The 18,727-nt window shown below is 64.6% G+C and carries 19 protein-coding genes; 9 read left to right on the top strand and 10 right to left on the bottom strand.

All coding sequences use genetic code 11. The features are described 5' to 3' along the window. The first annotated feature begins 25 nt into the window (after positions 1-25). Entirely contained in the window at positions 26-1,084 is a 1,059-nt protein-coding gene (gene ruvB, locus AC2VLV_RS00895; RefSeq protein WP_486988210.1) for a Holliday junction branch migration DNA helicase RuvB, read from the top strand. 12 nt (positions 1,085-1,096) lie between these two features. Here the strand turns inward: ruvB and AC2VLV_RS00890 are convergent, their stop codons facing one another. The 9 genes from AC2VLV_RS00890 to AC2VLV_RS00850 all read right to left on the bottom strand — a co-directional run bounded on the left by AC2VLV_RS00890 (position 1,097) and on the right by AC2VLV_RS00850 (position 10,976). Next, positions 1,097-2,419, bottom strand: a complete 1,323-nt coding sequence (locus tag AC2VLV_RS00890; RefSeq protein WP_486988209.1) for a DUF3443 domain-containing protein — start codon at positions 2,417-2,419, stop codon at positions 1,097-1,099. Between the two features lie 250 nt (positions 2,420-2,669). Continuing rightward, positions 2,670-3,923 (bottom strand): DUF3443 domain-containing protein, encoded by a 1,254-nt coding sequence (locus tag AC2VLV_RS00885; protein ID WP_486988208.1) that lies wholly within the window; start codon positions 3,921-3,923, stop codon positions 2,670-2,672. 12 nt (positions 3,924-3,935) lie between these two features. Next, the gene (locus AC2VLV_RS00880; RefSeq protein WP_486988207.1) at positions 3,936-4,433 is read right to left on the bottom strand and encodes a DUF2844 domain-containing protein; all 498 of its coding nucleotides are present in this window, start codon (positions 4,431-4,433) and stop codon (positions 3,936-3,938) included. A 96-nt stretch (positions 4,434-4,529) separates the two neighbouring features. Beyond that, positions 4,530-5,180, bottom strand: a complete 651-nt coding sequence (locus AC2VLV_RS00875) for a histidine phosphatase family protein (protein WP_486988206.1) — start codon at positions 5,178-5,180, stop codon at positions 4,530-4,532. Positions 5,181-5,216: 36 nt separating this feature from the next. Further along, entirely contained in the window at positions 5,217-5,807 is a 591-nt protein-coding gene (locus AC2VLV_RS00870; protein ID WP_486988205.1) for an acyloxyacyl hydrolase, read from the bottom strand. Positions 5,808-5,843: 36 nt separating this feature from the next. Beyond that, positions 5,844-7,457, bottom strand: a complete 1,614-nt coding sequence (locus AC2VLV_RS00865; protein ID WP_486988204.1) for a DHA2 family efflux MFS transporter permease subunit — start codon at positions 7,455-7,457, stop codon at positions 5,844-5,846. A gap of 173 nt (positions 7,458-7,630) precedes the next feature. Beyond that, positions 7,631-8,884 (bottom strand): EmrA/EmrK family multidrug efflux transporter periplasmic adaptor subunit, encoded by a 1,254-nt coding sequence (locus AC2VLV_RS00860; protein WP_486988203.1) that lies wholly within the window; start codon positions 8,882-8,884, stop codon positions 7,631-7,633. Positions 8,885-8,939: 55 nt separating this feature from the next. Next, positions 8,940-10,400, bottom strand: a complete 1,461-nt coding sequence (locus AC2VLV_RS00855) for an efflux transporter outer membrane subunit (RefSeq protein WP_486988202.1) — start codon at positions 10,398-10,400, stop codon at positions 8,940-8,942. 12 nt (positions 10,401-10,412) lie between these two features. Then, a complete protein-coding gene (locus AC2VLV_RS00850; RefSeq protein ID WP_486988201.1) occupies positions 10,413-10,976 on the bottom strand; it encodes a MarR family winged helix-turn-helix transcriptional regulator in 564 nt (187 codons plus the stop codon). Positions 10,977-11,144: 168 nt separating this feature from the next. On the opposite strand from AC2VLV_RS00850, the gene AC2VLV_RS00845 reads away from it, so the two are divergent. After that, positions 11,145-12,566 (top strand): coniferyl aldehyde dehydrogenase, encoded by a 1,422-nt coding sequence (locus AC2VLV_RS00845; protein ID WP_486988200.1) that lies wholly within the window; start codon positions 11,145-11,147, stop codon positions 12,564-12,566. Then, complete coding sequence (locus AC2VLV_RS00840) at positions 12,566-14,236, top strand: Ig-like domain-containing domain (RefSeq protein ID WP_486988199.1); 1,671 nt, start codon at positions 12,566-12,568, stop codon at positions 14,234-14,236. The genes AC2VLV_RS00845 and AC2VLV_RS00840 overlap by 1 nt, the downstream gene beginning before the upstream one ends. Before the next feature lie 7 nt (positions 14,237-14,243). Here AC2VLV_RS00840 and AC2VLV_RS00835 read toward each other — a convergent pair whose 3' ends face one another. Beyond that, entirely contained in the window at positions 14,244-14,915 is a 672-nt protein-coding gene (locus AC2VLV_RS00835) for a GNAT family N-acetyltransferase (RefSeq protein WP_486988198.1), read from the bottom strand. Between the two features lie 302 nt (positions 14,916-15,217). On the opposite strand from AC2VLV_RS00835, the gene rplM reads away from it, so the two are divergent. The 6 genes from rplM (at position 15,218) to AC2VLV_RS00805 (ending at position 18,689) form a co-directional block, all read left to right on the top strand. Beyond that, positions 15,218-15,646, top strand: a complete 429-nt coding sequence (gene rplM / locus AC2VLV_RS00830; RefSeq protein ID WP_079418187.1) for a 50S ribosomal protein L13 — start codon at positions 15,218-15,220, stop codon at positions 15,644-15,646. A gap of 9 nt (positions 15,647-15,655) precedes the next feature. After that, entirely contained in the window at positions 15,656-16,048 is a 393-nt protein-coding gene (gene rpsI, locus AC2VLV_RS00825) for a 30S ribosomal protein S9 (RefSeq protein WP_013104414.1), read from the top strand. A gap of 420 nt (positions 16,049-16,468) precedes the next feature. Then, complete coding sequence (locus AC2VLV_RS00820; RefSeq protein ID WP_486988197.1) at positions 16,469-16,951, top strand: hypothetical protein; 483 nt, start codon at positions 16,469-16,471, stop codon at positions 16,949-16,951. Between the two features lie 121 nt (positions 16,952-17,072). After that, complete coding sequence (locus tag AC2VLV_RS00815) at positions 17,073-17,306, top strand: addiction module protein (RefSeq protein WP_486988196.1); 234 nt, start codon at positions 17,073-17,075, stop codon at positions 17,304-17,306. Between the two features lie 405 nt (positions 17,307-17,711). Beyond that, positions 17,712-18,167 carry a hypothetical protein gene (locus AC2VLV_RS00810; protein WP_486988195.1) on the top strand — a complete coding sequence of 152 codons (456 nt, stop codon included), beginning with the start codon at positions 17,712-17,714 and terminating at the stop codon, positions 18,165-18,167. A 69-nt stretch (positions 18,168-18,236) separates the two neighbouring features. Next, positions 18,237-18,689: a hypothetical protein gene (locus AC2VLV_RS00805; protein ID WP_486988194.1), complete on the top strand. Its 453-nt coding sequence runs from the start codon at positions 18,237-18,239 to the stop codon at positions 18,687-18,689. The last annotated feature ends 38 nt before the right edge of the window (positions 18,690-18,727 follow it).

Genomic DNA, 18,727 nt, shown 5'->3' with positions numbered 1-18,727 from the left:
TTTCCAGTTCTTCGCATCGCCTGCCGTGCCCATTCAACCTGATGCCTTTGCCGCCAGCCCTGCGCGGGTGATCGATGCTGCGGCCGTGTCGCCGCAGGAGGCCGTGGCCGAGCGCGCGCTGCGCCCGCAGCAGCTCGACGACTACGTCGGCCAAGCACGGGTGCGCGAGCAGCTCGACATTTTCATCGGCGCGGCGCGCAAGCGCGAAGAAGCCCTCGACCACGTGCTGCTGTTCGGCCCGCCGGGTCTGGGCAAGACCACGCTGGCGCACATCGTGGCGCGGGAAATGGGCGTCAACCTGCGCTCGACCTCCGGCCCGGTGTTGGAGCGCGCGGGCGATCTGGCCGCGTTGCTCACCAATCTGGAACGCAACGACGTGCTGTTCATCGACGAGATCCACCGTCTTTCGCCGGTGGTCGAGGAGATTCTGTATCCGGCGCTGGAGGATTATCAGATCGACATTCTCATCGGCGAAGGGCCGGGCGCGCGCAGCGTGAAAATCGACCTGCAGCCCTTCACCCTGGTCGGCGCCACGACCCGCGCGGGCATGTTGACCAACCCCCTGCGCGACCGCTTCGGCATCGTCGCCCGGCTGGAGTTTTATACCGCCGAAGAATTGACTCGCATCGTGCTGCGTTCGGCCAAGTTGCTCGGGGCGGTCATCGACCCGGACGGCGCGGCCGAAATTGCCCGCCGCGCCCGCGGCACGCCGCGCATTGCCAACCGCCTGCTGCGCCGGGTGCGTGACTATGCCGACATGAAAGCCGCCGGGCAGATCAGCGCCGCCGTGGCCGACGCCGCACTGCGCATGCTCGACGTCGATCCGCTGGGTTTCGACGTGATGGACCGCAAACTGCTCGAAGCCGTGGTGCACCGTTTCGACGGCGGGCCGGTGGGGCTGGACAATCTGGCCGCCGCCATTGGCGAAGAGCGCGACACCATTGAAGACGTGATCGAGCCCTACCTCATCCAGCAGGGCTATCTGCAACGCACCCCGCGCGGGCGCATTGCCACCGCGGCTACCTACGCTCATCTCGGCCTGGCCGCGCCGCAGCGCCCGGGCGGCGATCTGTTCGGCGGCTGAGGTCCGGCGAGCTCAATACGCCAGATAGCCGTTCGGCGCGCTGGCGTTGGTGCCTTCGAGGCCGGTGGCGATCGAGCGGCCGTAGAAAAACGGCAGCCCCAGATCGACAAAACCCGAAATGGCCGCCGTTCCGCCCAACGCGGGCAGGGCGGCGTTTTGCGTCTGGAACAGGGTTTGCGCATTGCCAATCACGATGTTTTGCGCCGACCCATAGGAGCGGTCAGCCAACTGCAGACTGGCCGCCAGGCTGAATGCCTGCGACGGGCAGTAAAAGCCCGAAGCCTGTGAACAGGTCGTCACGCCGCTGAGCGCCAGGTAGTAGCCGTTGGAGCCGCTGTCGACAAAGCCCGACATAGCCGTTCCATTCAGGGTCAGAGACAAATTGCCCGCGCTGTCGAGCGGGTAAAGCTGCGCGCCGCTCAGCGTGTTGTTGGCTTGCGTGTTGATGCCGAAAATCAGTTTGCCATCGACACTGGGCGCGCCATTGGGCAGCGGCACGCCGGGCAGGGCGAGGATGCTGCCGTTGTTGTCCGTGGCGAATGCCGCGATGGGGTTGATGCCTTGCAGCGAGGTGTCCACCGTAGCGCCCGTGCAGGTGCTGCCGGAGCAGGCGAAATACACCCCTGGGTTGTTGGTGCTTTGGGCGCAGGCTCTGCCGCAGTCGTACTTCAAATTGCTCACGCCCAGAATGCCGTTGGCGATGCCGGAAAAGTCGCTGGCGAAATCGACCCCGCCCGTGCCGCTGCAACTGCTGGGCGCGGCGGGCAGCGTGGCGTCATCCATGATCTGGATCGGGATCGCGGTCGTAGTGGCCTCACCCCCCATCTGCACGATGGCGCGTCGCATGCTGCCCCAGGCATAGCCCGAGGCGAACTGCGCGCAGGCCGCCAAGGTGGAGCTGCCGTTGGTGATTTGGGGCAGAGCACTCAGTTGAGTGCTGTTGAGTGCAGCGGAAAACAGCCGCAGCCCCTGCGAGCCGGTGTCCACCAGCACGTCCGGGATGGACTGGCAAGGACTGCCGCCTGGCGCGCAGACCGTGACGGTGACGTAAGGCGTGTTCGCCGTGAGCGTGGTGGTGTTGTTGCCGAGCTGGCGAATGCTGACGGGGACGACGTTGCTGCCCGTGGCGGTGGGCAAACCAGCAACCCCGCCCAGGTTGGTGTTGTTGCCGGGGCTGATGTTGCTGAGGTCGGTGTTGTAGCTCGGTGTTGGTGAGGGGCTGTCCGTGCCGCCGGAGCCACCGCCTCCTCCGCAAGCAGCGAGCAGCAGGGTCGTGCTGAAAGCGGCGATCACAAATCGCGCGCGGGAAAAGGCGGATCGGCTTGCTTGCGGCATGGTTGCGGCCTCGGGGGTAGTGCAGTGTTTCACGCTATCTGGAACATAAAACCGCGTCTTTGACGCCAGGGCGGCGTTGCCAATCCGCGCGATACCTACGGGTATCGCTGTGGTAGGCGCCTTGCCCTGACGCCAAATCCATCGGTTTTATGTGTTCCATCAAGCGTAAAACACTGCACTAGGTCAAATACAAGTCGGGGTTCATCGCCAAACCATTGAACCGCAGCTCAGATGACAGTGTCCATCGGCTTCAGAATGCCCAGTAGCCATAGGGCGCGCTGGCGTTGGTGCCTTCGAGCCCGGTGGCGACGGGGCGTCCGTAGAAGAACGGCAGTCCGAGATCGGCGAAGTTCGCGATGGCGGCGGTGCCGCCGAGCGCGGGCAGTGCAGTGAAGTTTTGGTCGAACATGGTCTGCGCGTTGCCGATGACGAGGGTCTGCTCGCTGGAGGCGCCGCTGAGCTGAACGGTGAGCGGAACCGGTCTGCTGGGGCAGTACCAGCTGAATGCGGCGTTGGGTGCGCAGCGGGTGACGCTGGGGTCGAGGTCGAGAAAGTAGCCGTTGGAGCCGCTGTCGATAAAGCCGCGGCCCATCACGCCATCAATGCGACCGTCGATGTAGGCATCTTGCCCGATGGGGAAAATTTCGGCGCCCGCAGGCAGCGCGTTGTTGGGTTGCGTGCCGATGCCGAACACCAGCGTGCCGGTCGCGCTGGCAGCGCCACCGAACGCAACTACGGGCAGGTTCAGGATGCTGCCGTTATTGTCCACGGCAAACGCGGAAATGGGGTTGGTGCCCTGTTGCGAAAGTTCGGCACTGGTCTCGCTGCAAGCGCCGCCCGCGCAGCGGTAATACATCGCAGGTCGGTCGGCGGCCGGGGTGGCGGCGGTGCAGCCAGCACCGCAGTCGTGAATGAAGTTGCTGATGCCCAGAATGCCGTTGGCCACCGGGGCGAAGCGGGTGGCGAAGTCGATGCCCTGTGCTGCGCAGGCGGATGGCGCGGCGGGCAGGGAAGGGTCATTCATGAACTGAACGGGGATCGCCGTGGTCGTGACCTCGCCGCCGATTTGCACCGTGGCCAGGTGCATGCTGCCCCAGGCATAGCCCGAGGCGAACTGGGCGCAGGCGGCCAGCGTGCCGCCGCCCGAGGGAATGCCAGGGAGATTGAGCGCGACCTTGTTGGCAAAAAGCCGCAGCCCCGCCGAGCCGGTATCCACCATCACGTCGGGAATGGTCTGGCAGTTGCCGCTGGCATCGCAGACCTTCACATCGACATAGGGCGTATTGGCGGTGATGGTGTCCTGATTGCTTTCGAGCTGGCGAATGCTGACCGCCGCCACATTGCTGCCCGTTGCGGGGTTGGTCAGAGCGACAGAAGGTGGCGGTGGTGGCGCGCTGCTGCCGCCGCCTCCGCAGCCGGTCAACAGCAGTCCAGCCAGCGCAGCGGGGGCGGCCAGACGCATCAAGCGGCGGCAAAGGCGCCAGGAGCGCAGTCCGGTCAACATGGCGGCGCGGCCTCAGGGCTGAAGGCTGGCGGGGTCGAACCCGGCGGGCACCAGCGAGGGCACCCAGGCGACGCCGAGAAAGCCGCGCATGCGGCCCGCACTGTGCACGACGATGTCGCTGCCCGCCACCTGCGAGACATTGAGCTGTTGCGTCTGCGTCTGGGCGGCGTGGACGTAGGGGGCGAAATAGCTGCCGAGCAGTTGTTGCAGATTGGGCTTGAACGGCCCCTTCCAGGTGATGGCGAACACGGTGCCCGCCGCGTTGGCATATTCTGTCACGCTCACGCCCTGCGGGGTTTGCACGGTTTGCGATTGAACCGCCGACGCATTGCTGGTTGCGGCCGCGCCAGGCGCCGCCTGCGCTGCGATGCGTTGCACCTGGCTGACCGGAGTGCCGTCCTGGGTCGCTTCCGACAACGGACGGCCCAGCCCGGCCTGGGCCGAAAGGCTGCTCAGCGCAAGGGTGAGCCCCAAGAGGGATGAAAGCAGTCGGGGGCGGGCAGCAGCCATGGCGTGATGAGGTGAATGGGGATCAAAGCTCGCAGTCTAACGACTCGTGACACTCTTCTTGTTGGATTTGACGCAGAAAAGACGGTGAAGCAGGCACTATTCCACACCTTCGTTCAGGCTGCGATCAAGATGAGCGGTATCGCCCCAACCCACCAGGGTGAGCTGGCCCTGGGCGTAGAGCAGGCGGTTGAGCGCGGCGTTGCGCAGCTCGAAGCTGCGCGGCGCCTGCAGTTCCTGCCCGGTGGCGGCGCGGTAGAAGGCGTCAAGCACGCCGCCATGCACGGCGACGACGATGAGCTGACCGGGGTGGCGCGCGGCGATTTGCCGCAAGGCGGTCTGGGCGCGGGCGGCGAAGTCGCGCAGGGTTTCTCCACCGGGGGCGGCGAAGGCCGGGTCGCGGTGACGCCAGCGGGCGCACAGTTCGGGGTGCAGCGGCTCCAGCGCGGCGAAGCTGTGGCCCTCGAAAGCGCCGAAGCAGCGCTCGCGCAGGCCGGGGTCGCGCACGACGCTCAGGCCGTGCGGCGCGGCAATCGCTTCCGCCGTCTGCCAGGCCCGTTGCAGATCGCTGGCGTACACGGCCGCCAAGGGCTCATCGGCCAAGGCGCCGGCGGCCAGCCGGGCCTGTTCCAGCCCGCGCGCGTTCAGGGGAATATCGGTATGGCCCTGGATGCGCGAAGCGGCGTTCCAGTCGGTTTCACCATGACGGATGGCGATGATGCGGGTCGGTTCTGGCGGGTTGTCGAGCATGGCGACTGCATTGTGCCGCAGCCCTGCGCCGGCCTTTCAGAAGCTGTAGCCTACCCGCAGTTGCACATAGTCCTGCCCGGGGTTGGGGCGCTTGATATCGGCGTTGGAGTAATGGGTCAGGCGCGCGCCCAGCGTCCAGGGCGTGCCCGCGAAGCGATGCAGCAGGCCGATGGAATCGCCGAACTGGTAGGCGGTGGAGATTTGCTTGGCGCCCAGGGTCGTGCCCGAAAACAGGTTGGCGCCGATGCCGAATTCGATCGCCGTCTGCGGCGCAAACCACCAGCGCGCAAAGGGCGTGAGCCCGAGGTGGGTGAGGTGACGGCTGCCAGGGCCTTCCGAGCTGCTCACTTGTCCCAACGAGGCTTCAAGCACCACGTCGAGGCGGCTATGCGCGAAATCGTGCTGCCACAGCGGGCCGGATTGAAGGGCCAGCGTCGCATTGCTGTAGCTGTCGCCCTTGTCGATGCCCCAGAGCGCGGAAAGCTCGGCGGCCTGCGCCGACCCCAGCCCCGTGGTGAACAGCAGAGCGGCGGCGAGGGCCGCGCGGCGCAGCGCCGCCGTGGTGAGCCCGGGCCGCTTCGCACCTTGCTTGAAAAGAGGGGAATTTTGAGACGTTGATTTTTTCATCGGAGACCTCTTTGGGGTTCTTGAAAAAAGTTGTTTTTAGTGTGCGCCTGCTGCGGCCTCACCGCCGGCGCTGCTCTTGGAGGGTTTGATGAACCAGACCAGCACGATCATGGCGACAAACAGCCAGGCGCTGAGGCGGAACATGTCGTCCACAGCGATGGTGTACGCCTGTTGGTCGATCAGGCGGTTGATCACACCCAAGGCCTGCTCATAACTGAAGCCCTGAGCTTGCATGCCGTGCAAAACGGGTTCGACCACCGGGCTGCCCGCGTAGATGTGCGTGACCAGTTGTTCATGGTGCAGATCGGCGCGGTCGGTCCACCAGGTGGTGTAGATCGAGGTGCCGAACGAACCTGCGGTGATGCGCGCGAAGTTCGATAGCCCCGACGCCGCCGCGATGCGGTGCGACGGCAATCCGCCGAGGATGATGCCCAGCAGCGGAATGAAGAAAGTCGCCGTGGCGATGCCCTGAATCACCGTGGGGATGGAATATTCCCAATAGCTGTCGCCCGTGGTGAACTGCGAGCGCATATAGAACACGATGGCGAACACCAGGAAGGAAAACGTGGTGACCCAGCGCGAATCGAGCACCGGGAGATAGCGCCCGAGGATGGGCGAGAGAATCAGCGCGAACAGCCCCACCCAGGCCAGCACCTCGCCGGCATCGGTGGCGGTGTAGCCAACGAACTCCTGCAGCCACAGTGGCAGCAGCACCAGACTGCCGAAGAACATGCCGTAGGCCAGCGCCAGCAAAATGGTGCCGATGGTGAAGGTCGGGATCTTGAACAGGGTGAGATCGACCACCGGATGGTCGTCGTAGATTTCCCAGATCAGGAACAGTACGAAGCCGACCACGGCTGCGGCGGCCAGCGCGATGATGACCGGGCTGGAGAACCAGTCGAGCTCCTGCCCCTTGTCGAGCATGATCTGCAGCGAGCCCACCCAGATGACCAGCAGCCCCAGCCCGGTCCAGTCGATCGGCAGTTTGCGGATGGGCGTTTCGCGTCGCAGGTAGATGGACGCCGTCACAGCTGCGGCAATCAGGCCGACGGGCACGTTGATGTAGAAAATCCACGGCCAGGAGATGTTGTCGGTGATCCAGCCGCCGAGCAGCGGCCCCATGATGGGCGCGATCAGCGTGGTCATCGACCACATGGCGATGGCCATGCCGGCACGCGCGGGTTTGTAGCTGGAGAGCAGCAGGGTTTGTGAGAGCGGAATCATCGGCCCGGCGCTGGCGCCCTGCAGCACGCGGAACAGGATGAGGATTTCGATGCTCGGCGCCTGTCCGCATAAAAACGAGAACAGGGTGAACAGCAGAATGCTGGTGAGAAAAACCTTCACCGCGCCGAAGCGCTGGGTAAGAAAGCCCGTGAGCGGCACGGCGATGGCGTTGGCCACCCCGAACGAGGTGATGACCCAGGTGCCCTGCGACGAACTCACGCCAAGGTCGCCCGCGATGGCGGGAATCGACACGTTGGCGATCGAGGTGTCGAGCACGTTCATGAAGGTCGCCAGCGACAGGGCGATGGTGCCCAGCACCAGCGCGCTGCCGGTCAAGGGCGTCATGTGCGTCGGCGTGCCTTTGGCGGGCGGCGGGCTCGGCAAAGCGCCGGCCGCGCTTTCTTCGATTTCTTGCGTAGTGGCCATGTCAGCTCCGCACGGCCGTTCCGAAGGAGCTGACACCCCCCGTGGGGGGCAGCGAGCACAGTGAGCGAGGGGGTTGTTTCATCTTGCTCCGCACGGCCGTTCCGAAGGAGCTGACACCCCCCGTGGGGGGCAGCGAGCACAGCGAGCGAGGGGGTTGTTTCATGTTGGCCTCTTTAGCGCTTGCCGCCGGCGTTGGCGGCGATGATGGCGTTCACCAGGGTGTCGGCCTTCTGCCAGTCGGCGGCGTAAACGTCGGTGCGGGCGGCGGGCTTGGTGGGCGGCTCGTCCATGACCAGCGGGCCTTTGTGGTCGCTGATGTCGATGGTGACTTCGGTGGACATACCCACGCGCAGCGGGTGGCTGGCGACTTGCTTGGGATCGAGCGCCACGCGCACCGGCAAGCGCTGCACCACCTTGATCCAGTTGCCCGTGGCGTTTTGCGCCGGCAACAGCGAAAAAGCCGCGCCCGTGCCTGCCGACAGTCCGACCACATGGCCGGTGTAGGTGAAGCTGCCGCCATAGGTGTCTGCGGTCACCGTGGCCTTCTGGCCGATGCGCACGTCGCGCAGCTGGGTTTCCTTCAGATTGGCGTCGATCCACACATCGTTCAACGGCACCACCCACATCAGCGGCTGGCCCGGCGCCACGCGCTGGCCGAGCTGCACCGTGCGCCGCGCCACCACGCCGCCGACCGGCGCCGGAATGGTGGTGCGCTCATAGGCCAGATAGGCCTCGCGCACCTTGGCCGCAGCCAGCTTGACCGAGGGGTTGTTGGCGATGACCGTGCCCGCGGTCAGCGCTTCGCTGGCGGCGAGTTGCTCCTGCGCGGCCTTCACTCCGGCCTGCGCGGTGGTCAACGTGGCTTGGGCAGCCTGCAAGGCAATCTGTGACTGGCGCAGTTCCTCAGCCCCGACCGCGCCGGTACCCGCCAGCTCCTGGCGGCGGCGCAGCGCATCCTGGGCCTTGGCCACATTGGCCTGCGCGACGCTGACATCGGTCTGCCGCACGGCAACCTGGGCAGCCAGGGTGCCGTTGTTGGCAAAGCTCACTCGCACCTGACGCACGGCCTGCGCCAGCAGGGCCTCGGCCTGTTGCAGCGCCACATGGGTGTCGGCGCCGTCGAGCTGCACCAGCGGCTGGCCGGACTTGACCAGCTGGGTATCGTCCGCGTCGATGGCGATCACCGTGCCGCCCACCTGGGGCGTGACCTGCACCAGATTGCCCTGCACATAGGCGTCATCGGTGTAGGCGTAGCGCAGGGACTCCCAATAGTGATAGCCGCCATAAACGGCGCCGACGATCACGAAAAAACCGATGGCAAGCAGCATCAACTGCCGCCGCTTGGCGGCCTTGCCGTTGCCATTTCCGTTGTTGTTTTCGGCGGGCTGGGCCGCGCCTTCTGTTTTGTTGTTGTCTGGGGTACTCATGGATGCACTCCGTTGGGATTCGATTCGTTTTTAGAGGGAGAAGTGAAAGCGTGGGTCAGGAGGATTTCGCAGGAGCCTGCGCGGGCATCTTCGGCGCGCTGTAGCCTCCGCCCAGGGCGCGAATCAGCGCCACGTCGTCGGCCAGCGCCTGCGCTTTCAAGTCCACCCCGGCCTGCTGCAGCTTGAGCACGCTCGACTGAACCGTGAGCACGGTGAGGTAGTTCGACAGCCCGGCCTTGTAGCGCTGATCGACCAGGCGCAGCGCGTCCTGCGCGGCATCGAGCGCTTGCTGCTGTTGCGCGATTTGCTGACCGATGGATTGCCGCGCCGCGATGGCATCGGCGACCTCATGCACTGCGTCCACTAGCGTGCCGTTGTATTGCGCGATGGCGGCGTCCGCCTGTGCCGATTTGCCGCGAAGCTGGGCGCGCAGCGCGCCGCCCTCGAAGATCGGCAGGGTGAGTGCGGGGCCGACGCCCAGAGTCTGGCTGCCGCCGGTCAGCCATTGGCTGAAGCCCAGCGCAGAGAACCCGGCGAACGCCGTGAGGTTGACATCGGGGTAGAACGCCGCGCGGGCCGCCTTCACGCCGTGCAGCGCGGCTTCCACCTGCCAGCGCGCAGCGACGATGTCGGCGCGGCGGCCGATCAGCGAGGCGGGCAGCGTGTCGGGCAGGTTCATGGTTGGCAGGGCGGCGAGCTGCGGGGCGAGCGTGGCCGTGGCCTGCGGGCCTTGGCCGGTGAGTGCGGCCAGCAGGTTGCGCGCCTGCGTGATCTGCACCGCAGTCTGGTCGAGCTGCAGACGGATTTGCGGCACTTCGGCCAGCGCCTGCTTCTCCTGCACCGTGGTTTCCAGACCGGCGCGCACGCGGTCCTGCACCAGTTTGAGCATGTGCTCGCGCTGCTGCAGGGTTTGCTGCAGCACGTTCTGAATGGCGATCAGCCGCGCAAGGTTCACATAAGCGCTGGCCACATTGGAGGCGAGCAGCACCCGCGCAGCCTGCTCCTGCGCCGCGGCGGCGTGGGCCTCGCCGATGGCGGCCTGCAGCGTCTGCCGGTTCTTGCCGAAAAAGTCCAGCTCCCAGCTGCCTTGCAGCAACGCCGAATTGTCGTAATACCAGTTGCTGCCGTAGGGGCCGTAGATGTAGTTGTTGCTGAACTGCTGGCGAGTGGAACTGACTGCGGCGCCCAGCTTGGGTTTGAGCGCGCTGTCCGCGCCCTGCACCTGCGCACGGGCCTGTTCGAGCCGCGCCTGGGCAACCTGCAGGCTGGGGTTGTCGGTCAGGGCGGTGGCGATCAGGCGGTCGAGTTCAGGGTTGTGAAAGTCGGCCCACCAGTCGGCCTTGGGAAAGGCTGTCTGCACCGGCTGCAAGCCAAGTTGCTGCGGACGCGTGAGCTGGGCCGTGGGCGCGATGCCTTCGGTGCTGGCGCAGCCTGCCAGCAGCAGGGCGGCCAAGAGCGGCGCGGCCAACGCGGCACGGCGCAGTGCGGCGGATCGAACTAAAGGTCTGTTGAGCATGATGAGAACGGGTCAGGAGGGGTTGTTGTCGTTGTTTTCTTCGGGGTCGCGTTCCTGCATCACCAGTTGCGGGCCGGGGGCTGCCTTGTTGGTTTCGGCCAGCGCCTCGCCATTGGCGATGAAGCGCCGCAGCAGGTCGAGCAACTGGTCAAACTCCTTAGGACTGAAGCCGTGCAGATGTTCGTTGAGCACCTCGGAGAGCACGTGCGGAATTTGCGCCGCCACCTCGGCGCCGCGCGGGGTGAGTGTGAGGTTGACCACGCGGCGGTCGCTGCAACTGCGCTCCCGTACCAGCAGGCCCTTGGCTTCCAGACGGTCGAGCATGCGGGTCATGGCGCCGGCATCGGTCTGCATTTCGCGGGCGCAGGCCGCCACGGTGTCGCAGCCTTGGTGCACATGCAGCAGCGGATGCCATTGCGAGCCGGTGAGGTCGAGCCCCTGCAGTTGATGCTCCAGATTGCGCACCAGCACCGCCAGCGCGACTTTCATCAGAAAGCCGACCGAGCTGTCCTTGGCATACTCCGAACCGTCGTAGAAACGCGGCGCGGTCGTGTGGGTGGGGGTGGAAGAATTCATGCCGTGCAGTTTATTGCTTAGGCAAATACTGCCTATGTTATTTTTTGATACCCGATTCGGAAATAGGGTTTTGCAGGGACTGCACGAAAGCCTTTGCGCATCGTGCCGACGACCGGCTTACCATGCCCTTTCCGGCGCTCTGCGCCCGCCTGTCGCTTGTCGCCGCTCATGGATCGCGCCCCTGATTTCGCCGCTTCACTTCAGCAGACTTTCAGCGTGCTGCGGGTGGCGTCCGACGCCGCGCCCTACCCCGACTGGACGCTGCGACGCGACCGCCTGCAACGACTGCAGGCTTTGCTGCGCACCTTTGCTGCCGAGTTCGCCGAGGCCATCGACGCCGATTTCGGCGGCCGCCCGCCACCCGAAACCGGGCTGCTCGAACTCGTGCCCAGCCTGACAGGCATCGCCGATGCGCTCAAGCACGGCAAACGCTGGATGCGCTCGCGCGCCGCTCCCGTTTCACGCTGGTTTTTTCCCGCCCGGGCGCGGGTGCTGCCCCAGCCGCTGGGCGTGGTGGGCATCATTGCGCCTTGGAACTACCCGCTGGTGCTGGCTGTGGCGCCGCTGACGGCAGCGCTGGCTGCGGGCAACCGGGCGATGGTCAAGCTCTCCGAGTTCACGCCTACATTCAGCGCCGTGTTCGCGCAGCGGGCCGCGCAAACCTTTGCGCCCGACGAAGTGGCGGTGGTGCAGGGCGATGCAGAAATCGGCGCGGCCTTCAGCGCCTTGCCGTTCGACCACCTGCTGTTCACCGGCTCCACCGGGGTGGGCAAGCGCGTCATGGCGGCGGCTGCGGCCAACCTCACCCCCGTCACGCTGGAACTCGGCGGCAAATCGCCCGCCGTCATCACGCCGGGTTACGACCTGGCGCACGCGGCCCAGCGCATCCTCTACGGCAAGCTGCTCAATGCCGGGCAGACCTGCATCGCGCCCGACTATGTGCTCGTGCCGCGCGCGCAGCAGCCTGACTGGGTTGCCGCCTGCCGCGCCGCGGCGCAAAAGCTCTATCCCGACGGCCTGCGCAGCCCCGACTACACCAGCATCATCGATCATCGCCAATACAGCCGTCTGCTCGGCCTGCTCGGCGAAGCCCGCGCCGCCGGGGCGCAGGTACATGCCCTGTTCGACGGCGTGCAGGCCGACGATTTGCGCCACCGCCTCGCGCCCGCGCTGGTGTGCGACACGCCGACCTCGGTGCGCTTGATGAATGAAGAAATCTTCGGCCCGCTGCTGCCCGTGGTGGCCTATGACGATCTGGCGCAGGCGCTGGCCCACATGCGCAGCCAGCCGCGCCCGCTGGCGCTGTACTGGTTCGACCACGACCGCCAGCGCACCGCCGATGCCCTGCTGCACACCCATGCCGGCGGCGTGACGGTCAACGATACCTTGCTGCACTTCGCGCAAGACGCGTTGCCCTTTGGCGGCGTTGGGGCATCTGGCATGGGCAGCTATCACGGCCGCTGGGGATTCGATACGTTCAGCAAGCTCAAGCCGGTGCTGTTTCAGACGCGGTTCTCCGGCGTCGGCCTCGCCGCGCCGCCTTACGGGCCGCGTACCCGTTGGCTGATGAAGTTCATGGGGAGGCTGTGATGCGCTGGCGCTGGGTCGAGCAGTTCGCGTTCATCGTGGCGCTGTGCGCCGTTGCGGGTACGGCGAACGCGCAAAGCGCACCTGAGCCCTTGCCGGCCCCCGGCGCCAGCGATGTGGCCCGCACGGTCACGCCCGGTTTTCGCTTTGCCGCCCCCGCGCAGACGGCCGCCATCACGGCAGACCGCTTGCTGTTGCTCGCCCCGGACGGGGCTGCGGTTCGCGGTCTGGTGCGCACCTCAGGCGACCGCGCGGTGTTCGAGCCCTCAGTGCCCCTGGTCGGCTGCACCACCTACACACTCTTGCTGAATGCGCCAGAGCGCGTGCGCAGCCGCTTCACCACGACGTGCAGCGCATGGAGTGCGCCCGTGCAGGTCGACGACAGCCACACCGCGCATAAAGTCGATCTGCCCGTCAGCGGCACGCAAGTTGCGGCAACGGCCGACGGTGGCTTCGTCGCCGTGTGGTTTCAGGACGATGCGGGCCGCCGCGCCATTCTGGCCGCGCGCTTCAACCCGGACACGCAGGTCTGGAGCCGCCCGCAAGCCATCGACGTGCAAGGGCCGCAAGCCGGGGCATCGAGCATTCCCGCTATCACGGCGGATCGGCAGGGGCGCCTCACCGTCGTGTGGTTTCAGGCTGAGGCGGGTCGCAACGCCATATTTGCAGCGCGCAGCGAGGGCGGCGCGTGGCAGGCCCCGCAGCGGCTCGACCAACCTGCGCTGCCCGGCAACGCCACCAATCCCCAACTTGCCGCCGACGCCGCGGGCAATGTCACCGTGGCCTGGCAGCAGCCTGATGGCCATCACACCGCCATCTATGCCGCCCATTGGCAGCAGGCGGCGCTGCGCTGGCTGCCCGCGCAGCCCGTTGATCGCGGCCCCGCCAATGCCTACAACCCGGTGATTGCCGCCACGCCGCAAGGGCGGGTGGTGGCCGCCTGGCAACAGGGGTCTTCCGGGCGCGAGGCGGTGTTTGCCGCGGCGTTGCAGCCTTCCGGCCAGTCGTGGGGAGCGCCACGGCGTCTCAGCGCAGAGGGCGTCGCCGCTACAACCCCGGCGCTCACGGCTACACCGCAAGAGGCCATCGTCGCTGCGTGGGTGCAGGGCCGGGATGCGATGCGGCGCATTGCCGTCAACCAGCTTCTGCCCGAGGGCAGCGGTGCGGCGTTTCGCTGGAGCGCGCCGAAGATTCAGCACAGCACGGCTTTCACCGGCCCGGCGCTTTCGCCCGCGCTCACCGCCGATGCCGCGGGCGATCTCACGTTGGTGTGGGAGCAGGCCAAGTCGGCGCGGGGCGGCCCGGTGCGCTACGCCATACTCGCCGCCCGGCGCGATGCTGGCACGGATGCCGCCTCGGCTCGCTGGTCGCCGCCGCAGCAGATCGACGCCCCCGCGTTGCGCAGCGCGGGCAACCCGGTGCTGGTGACCGATGCGGCGGGCAATGTGCGTTGCGCCTGGTATCAAGACGGGCCCGGCGGCATGCAGGTGCAGACCGCGCGCTACAACCCGGCCGAGCAGCGCTGGGAGGCGCCGCAGACCTTGTCCGACCCGAGCGCTACGGTGCAGGCCAGCTTTCCCGCGCTGGCCGTCAATGCGGTGGGAAGCACCATGGCCGTGTGGCAGCAGTTCAACGGCTGGCGCACCCTGGCCGTCGCCCGCTGGCTGCCGTGAGGCCGGTTCAGGCCGTGTCGGTGCAGCGGCCAAACAGCCAGAAACAACGCCATTGGCGCATTGCCGCCTTCACCCAGTAGTCGATCTGGCCAGTCTGGTTTTCCATCAGCGCATTGAAGTGGCTCTGGTAGTTGTCTTCCGGCAACTCCAGATGCGCCTCGGTTTCGCCGCCCTCGTTGCGCACCTTCATGCCGGCGCGGCGCGCGATTTTGAGCATCGCAGCATTGCTGCTCAAACACTGCATGTAAAGCACCCGCAGCCCGCGGTTGCGCGCGTCCACCGCCGCGCGTGCAAACAACCGCGTGCCGATGCCCAGCCCGCGTCCTTTTGGCAGCACCGAAACGCCAAACTCCGCCCGCTCCGTCTGCCCCGGCTCGATGGCGATATGCGCCACCGCCAGCAACTCCAGCTTGCGGTTGAACACGCCAAAAATCTCGTCCGATTCAAAGCGGATGGAATCGACATAAAGACGCACGCGCTCGTCGCTCGCGGCGTAGCCAAAGCGCAGATAGCGATCATCCGGCCCCAGCGCCAGAAAATGCCGCAGCAACTGCGCACGATGTTCCGGCCCGATCGGGCGAATCGGGATGATCGGCGCGGACAGGCGCTGAGCGCGAGGCGGGACTGCCGACGCGCTGCCAGTGGCTTGCAAGGGGGCGGTCTCGGGAGGCTGAGTCATGTTGTTGAATAGAAGCAAGAACCACAATTGCTGCAATGCAGCATCAACCGCATAGTTTAGGTCCTGCCCCTGCAAATACAAGAAGCAGGGACATTGCCGCCCCCTTCCGGCCACAACCCGCCAGAAAATCAAGCACTTGCCAGTGACAAACCCGCTCACCTGTCTATAATGGCGCGTTTGGCTTCGAGCGGGGGCCAGAAAACCCATGCCGGTGGGCGCGGCACCGATCGATGAGATTCGTGGCGGCACATCACTGGTGGGCTCCTTCATATCTCGCTCAAACATCGTTCATAGGAACAACCATGAAAACCTTCAGCGCCAAACCGGCCGAAGTCGTGCATGAGTGGTTCGTGATTGACGCCGCAGACAAGGTTCTCGGTCGGGTCGCCAGCGAAGTGGCCCTCCGTCTGCGTGGCAAACACAAACCCATCTACACCCCGCACGTCGATACCGGTGACTTCATCATTGTCGTCAACACCTCCAAAATTCGCGTGACCGGCAACAAAGCCAACGACAAGACCTACTACCGTCATACCGGCTATCCCGGCGGCATCTACGCCACCAAATTCAAGGATATGCAGGCGCGTCACCCCGGCCGTGCGCTGGAACTGGCAGTCAAGGGCATGCTGCCCAAAGGCCCGCTCGGTTACGCCATGATCAAGAAGCTCAAGGTCTATGGGGGTGCAGAGCATCCGCACAGCGCCCAGCAGCCCAAGACTCTCGACATCTAAGGACAGGCGATGATCGGAAACTGGAATTACGGCACAGGCCGTCGCAAAAGCTCCGTGGCCCGCGTCTTCATCAAGAAGGGCACCGGCAAGATCACGGTCAACGGGAAAGACGTCGAGCAGTATTTCGGCCGTCAGACCTCCATCATGATCGTCAAGCAACCCCTCGTTCTCACCGAGAACGTCGAAAGCTTCGACATCAAGATCAACGTCCACGGTGGCGGCGAAACCGGCCAGGCCGGTGCGGTGCGTCACGGCATCACCCGCGCGCTGATCGACTACGAGGCCACCCTCAAACCCGCACTCTCCAAGGCAGGCTTCGTCACCCGCGACGCCCGCGAAGTGGAGCGGAAAAAAGTGGGCCTGCGCGGCGCCCGTCGCGCCAAGCAGTTCTCCAAGCGCTGATACGTTTTCGCGCTTTGCTGCTTACAGAAACCCGCCTTGTGCGGGTTTTTTGTTTGCGTAGCAACAGAATGACCAAGGATTCAGTGGGCGAGCAGTCAGCCCAGCGGGCGGGCTGTATCTCCGCAGCGCTCATGTCCCGAGGGTGCTGCATTCGTACTCCTCGGCCACTCGTGCCTGGACCGCATCACCTCGCTCAACTGATCGAGTAGGCGTGGCGACTGGGGAGGATAGGCGACCGGGTTCATGGCGATTTGGATGCTGTTTTTATGATCAGTACATCGCCCGCAAGCCAGTTATCAAGCGGCTTCCAGAGGGCGGCCCTCTCAGGCAAGAGTGCAGCTCAAAGATTATTTTGTCGGATAACATCGGACTCACGAGTTATCCGACGATCTACATTACGTTATGCGGCAGGGGAAATCCATGGCTGACCAAAGTTCGAAAACAAGGAGGCAACTTGCCGTAAAAATTGCGGCCTCGGCCAATGCTGCAGAAAAGGAGGCTCTCCGAATCTGGATCGAGCGCTTACTGGAGCTCAAGGCAATCGATCTGCCTGTCGTCCAAAAAGCGAAGCAAGCAATTTCGCTTACTGCGCAGAGCAAGGTAGTGCTGCCTACGGTCAAGATGATCGCGCGTGAAACTAAACGGCTCGCTTGGGACGAGCGGGGGCTCAAAGCAAGACTTGGCCTTGGCGGTGCTGCCGCCAGTATCGCATTATTCGGCGGTCAAGGTGCTGGCATCGCCGCATTAGGCACTGCGATTGGTGTTCCACTCTGGGTCGTCTTCGGCGCGGGCGCCGCGTTCGCCGGTGTGCTTTACGAAGAGATCACCGGCAAAAAGCCGAATCCAAAAACCACCTACACTGTTATTGATGCTGAGCGGAAAGATCCCGACGACGCCGCATAACAGTTCGTCCAAGCGGACGCGCGAAAATGCCGCGCGCCGCTTAACTCAAGTGTTATGCGTCACGAACACGCCAGCGCACCTCGGCGCCTGTAGACTTAGGCCCTAGTCGTCGGAGACCACCATGACCACACTTGTTGAAGAACTGTCTGCCCGCGCAAGGACACTACCAAGCCATGATCGTGCACGGCTCGCCGAGGAACTCTTGGAATCGCTGCAAGGTGACTCCGACGCTGAAGCCGACGCCGCGTGGGACCTTGAGATTGAACGCCGGGTTGCGGAGATCGAAGCGGGCACCGTGAAGCTCATCGCCGCTGAAGACGTCCATGCGGAAGCACGCCGTCTGATCCGAAGGTGAGAACAGTCCGGTATCACCCGGACGCCCGTGCCGAGTTTCTGAACCAAGTCGAGTACTACATCTCCATTGAGACTCGCCTGGCAGATCGGTACGACAAAGCAGTCCACATCGCAGAGCGGCAGGCGGCGGATGTGCCTGAGACTTGGCCCAAGTACAAGCGAAATACTCGCCGAATAGTAGACCGAACGTTCAAGTTCTCTTTCGTATATCTGCACAACGAAAGTGAAATCTATGTCGTCGCCGTTGCACCGACCAGGCGCAAACCTGGCTACTGGCGCGAGCGGCTGAGTGACACATAACCCCTCGCTCAACCGGACCCGCTACGGCAGGCGGCGTAAGCTTGGTGTGCGGCGCCTGCCTCCGCGGGCCGGTTAGCTCGAACGTTAGCGAGCAGGAGATCACACGATGCCGAAACAAGTTCATTTCATCGCCGGGTTGTTGGCCACGCTGACAATTGCCACCTTCTTCCTGTCCACAGTCATCGTGGAGTTGTTTGGCACTACCGAGGCCATAGCGACTGTCAAAGCCCTGATCGTCCTGCCCGGCCTGTTTATTCTGGTGCCTGCCATTGCAGCAACAGGAGGCAGCGGTTTCTTTCTGTCTAAGTCTCGTCAAGGGCGGCTCGTTGAAACCAAGAAAAAAAGAATGCCCTTCATTGCGGCAAATGGGCTCATAGTGCTGATACCGTGCGCCATTTTTCTTAACCGCTGGGCTGCTGCCGGTACATTCGACAGCACCTTCTATCTGGTTCAGGGTGTTGAGCTTCTAGCGGGCGCCGCAAATCTCACACTCATGGGCTTGAACATCCGCGATGGGTTGAGAATGTCTGGGCGTTTTCGTGCGGCTGCAAATGCTCGCTAACACTGCGCTCCAGCGGACTGTCAAAAAGCTGCGTTTTTTGCCATCCGCTGAGCTCGAACGTTAGGCGCCATGAACAAGATCATCCGGCCGTTGCTGTTCTCGTCACTGGCACTGCTTGCGTCGGCCGCGTTTCCGCAGGGGGCCGTACCAGTTGACTCTATCCGCGAGGCAACGTGGCAGGCGTATAGCCGCTACTACCCGAGCAGCCTTCTCTGCACCAAAGACGAGATCGCCCTATGGTCGTGCTCGGCGGGCAAGCGTGAGTATTCGCTGTGCTCCTCGCGTGTTGTGAACCGCACGCAAGGCTATATGCAGTACCGCGCGTCCAAATCAGGCAAGACGGTGTTCTCGTACCCGTCAGCGAAGCGCCCACCGGCAGGCGCATTCACATACACCCTCTACCCCAACGGCAATGCTGCCGTGGAGTTTGTGAATCAGGGTTACCGCTACAGCCTAGTGGACCCGCTTAGCAGGCTGCTGAAATACTCCACACGCACTCGCAACCGATCTCTCCAGATTTGAATTTTTCAGAGGGTTCGTTCACATCATGAAATTCCCGG

This window comes from Thiomonas sp. TH-17, assembly GCF_057473305.1.
The sequence above is the reverse complement of the archived record's forward strand: the minus strand, read 5'-3'. Positions and strand labels throughout refer to the sequence as shown.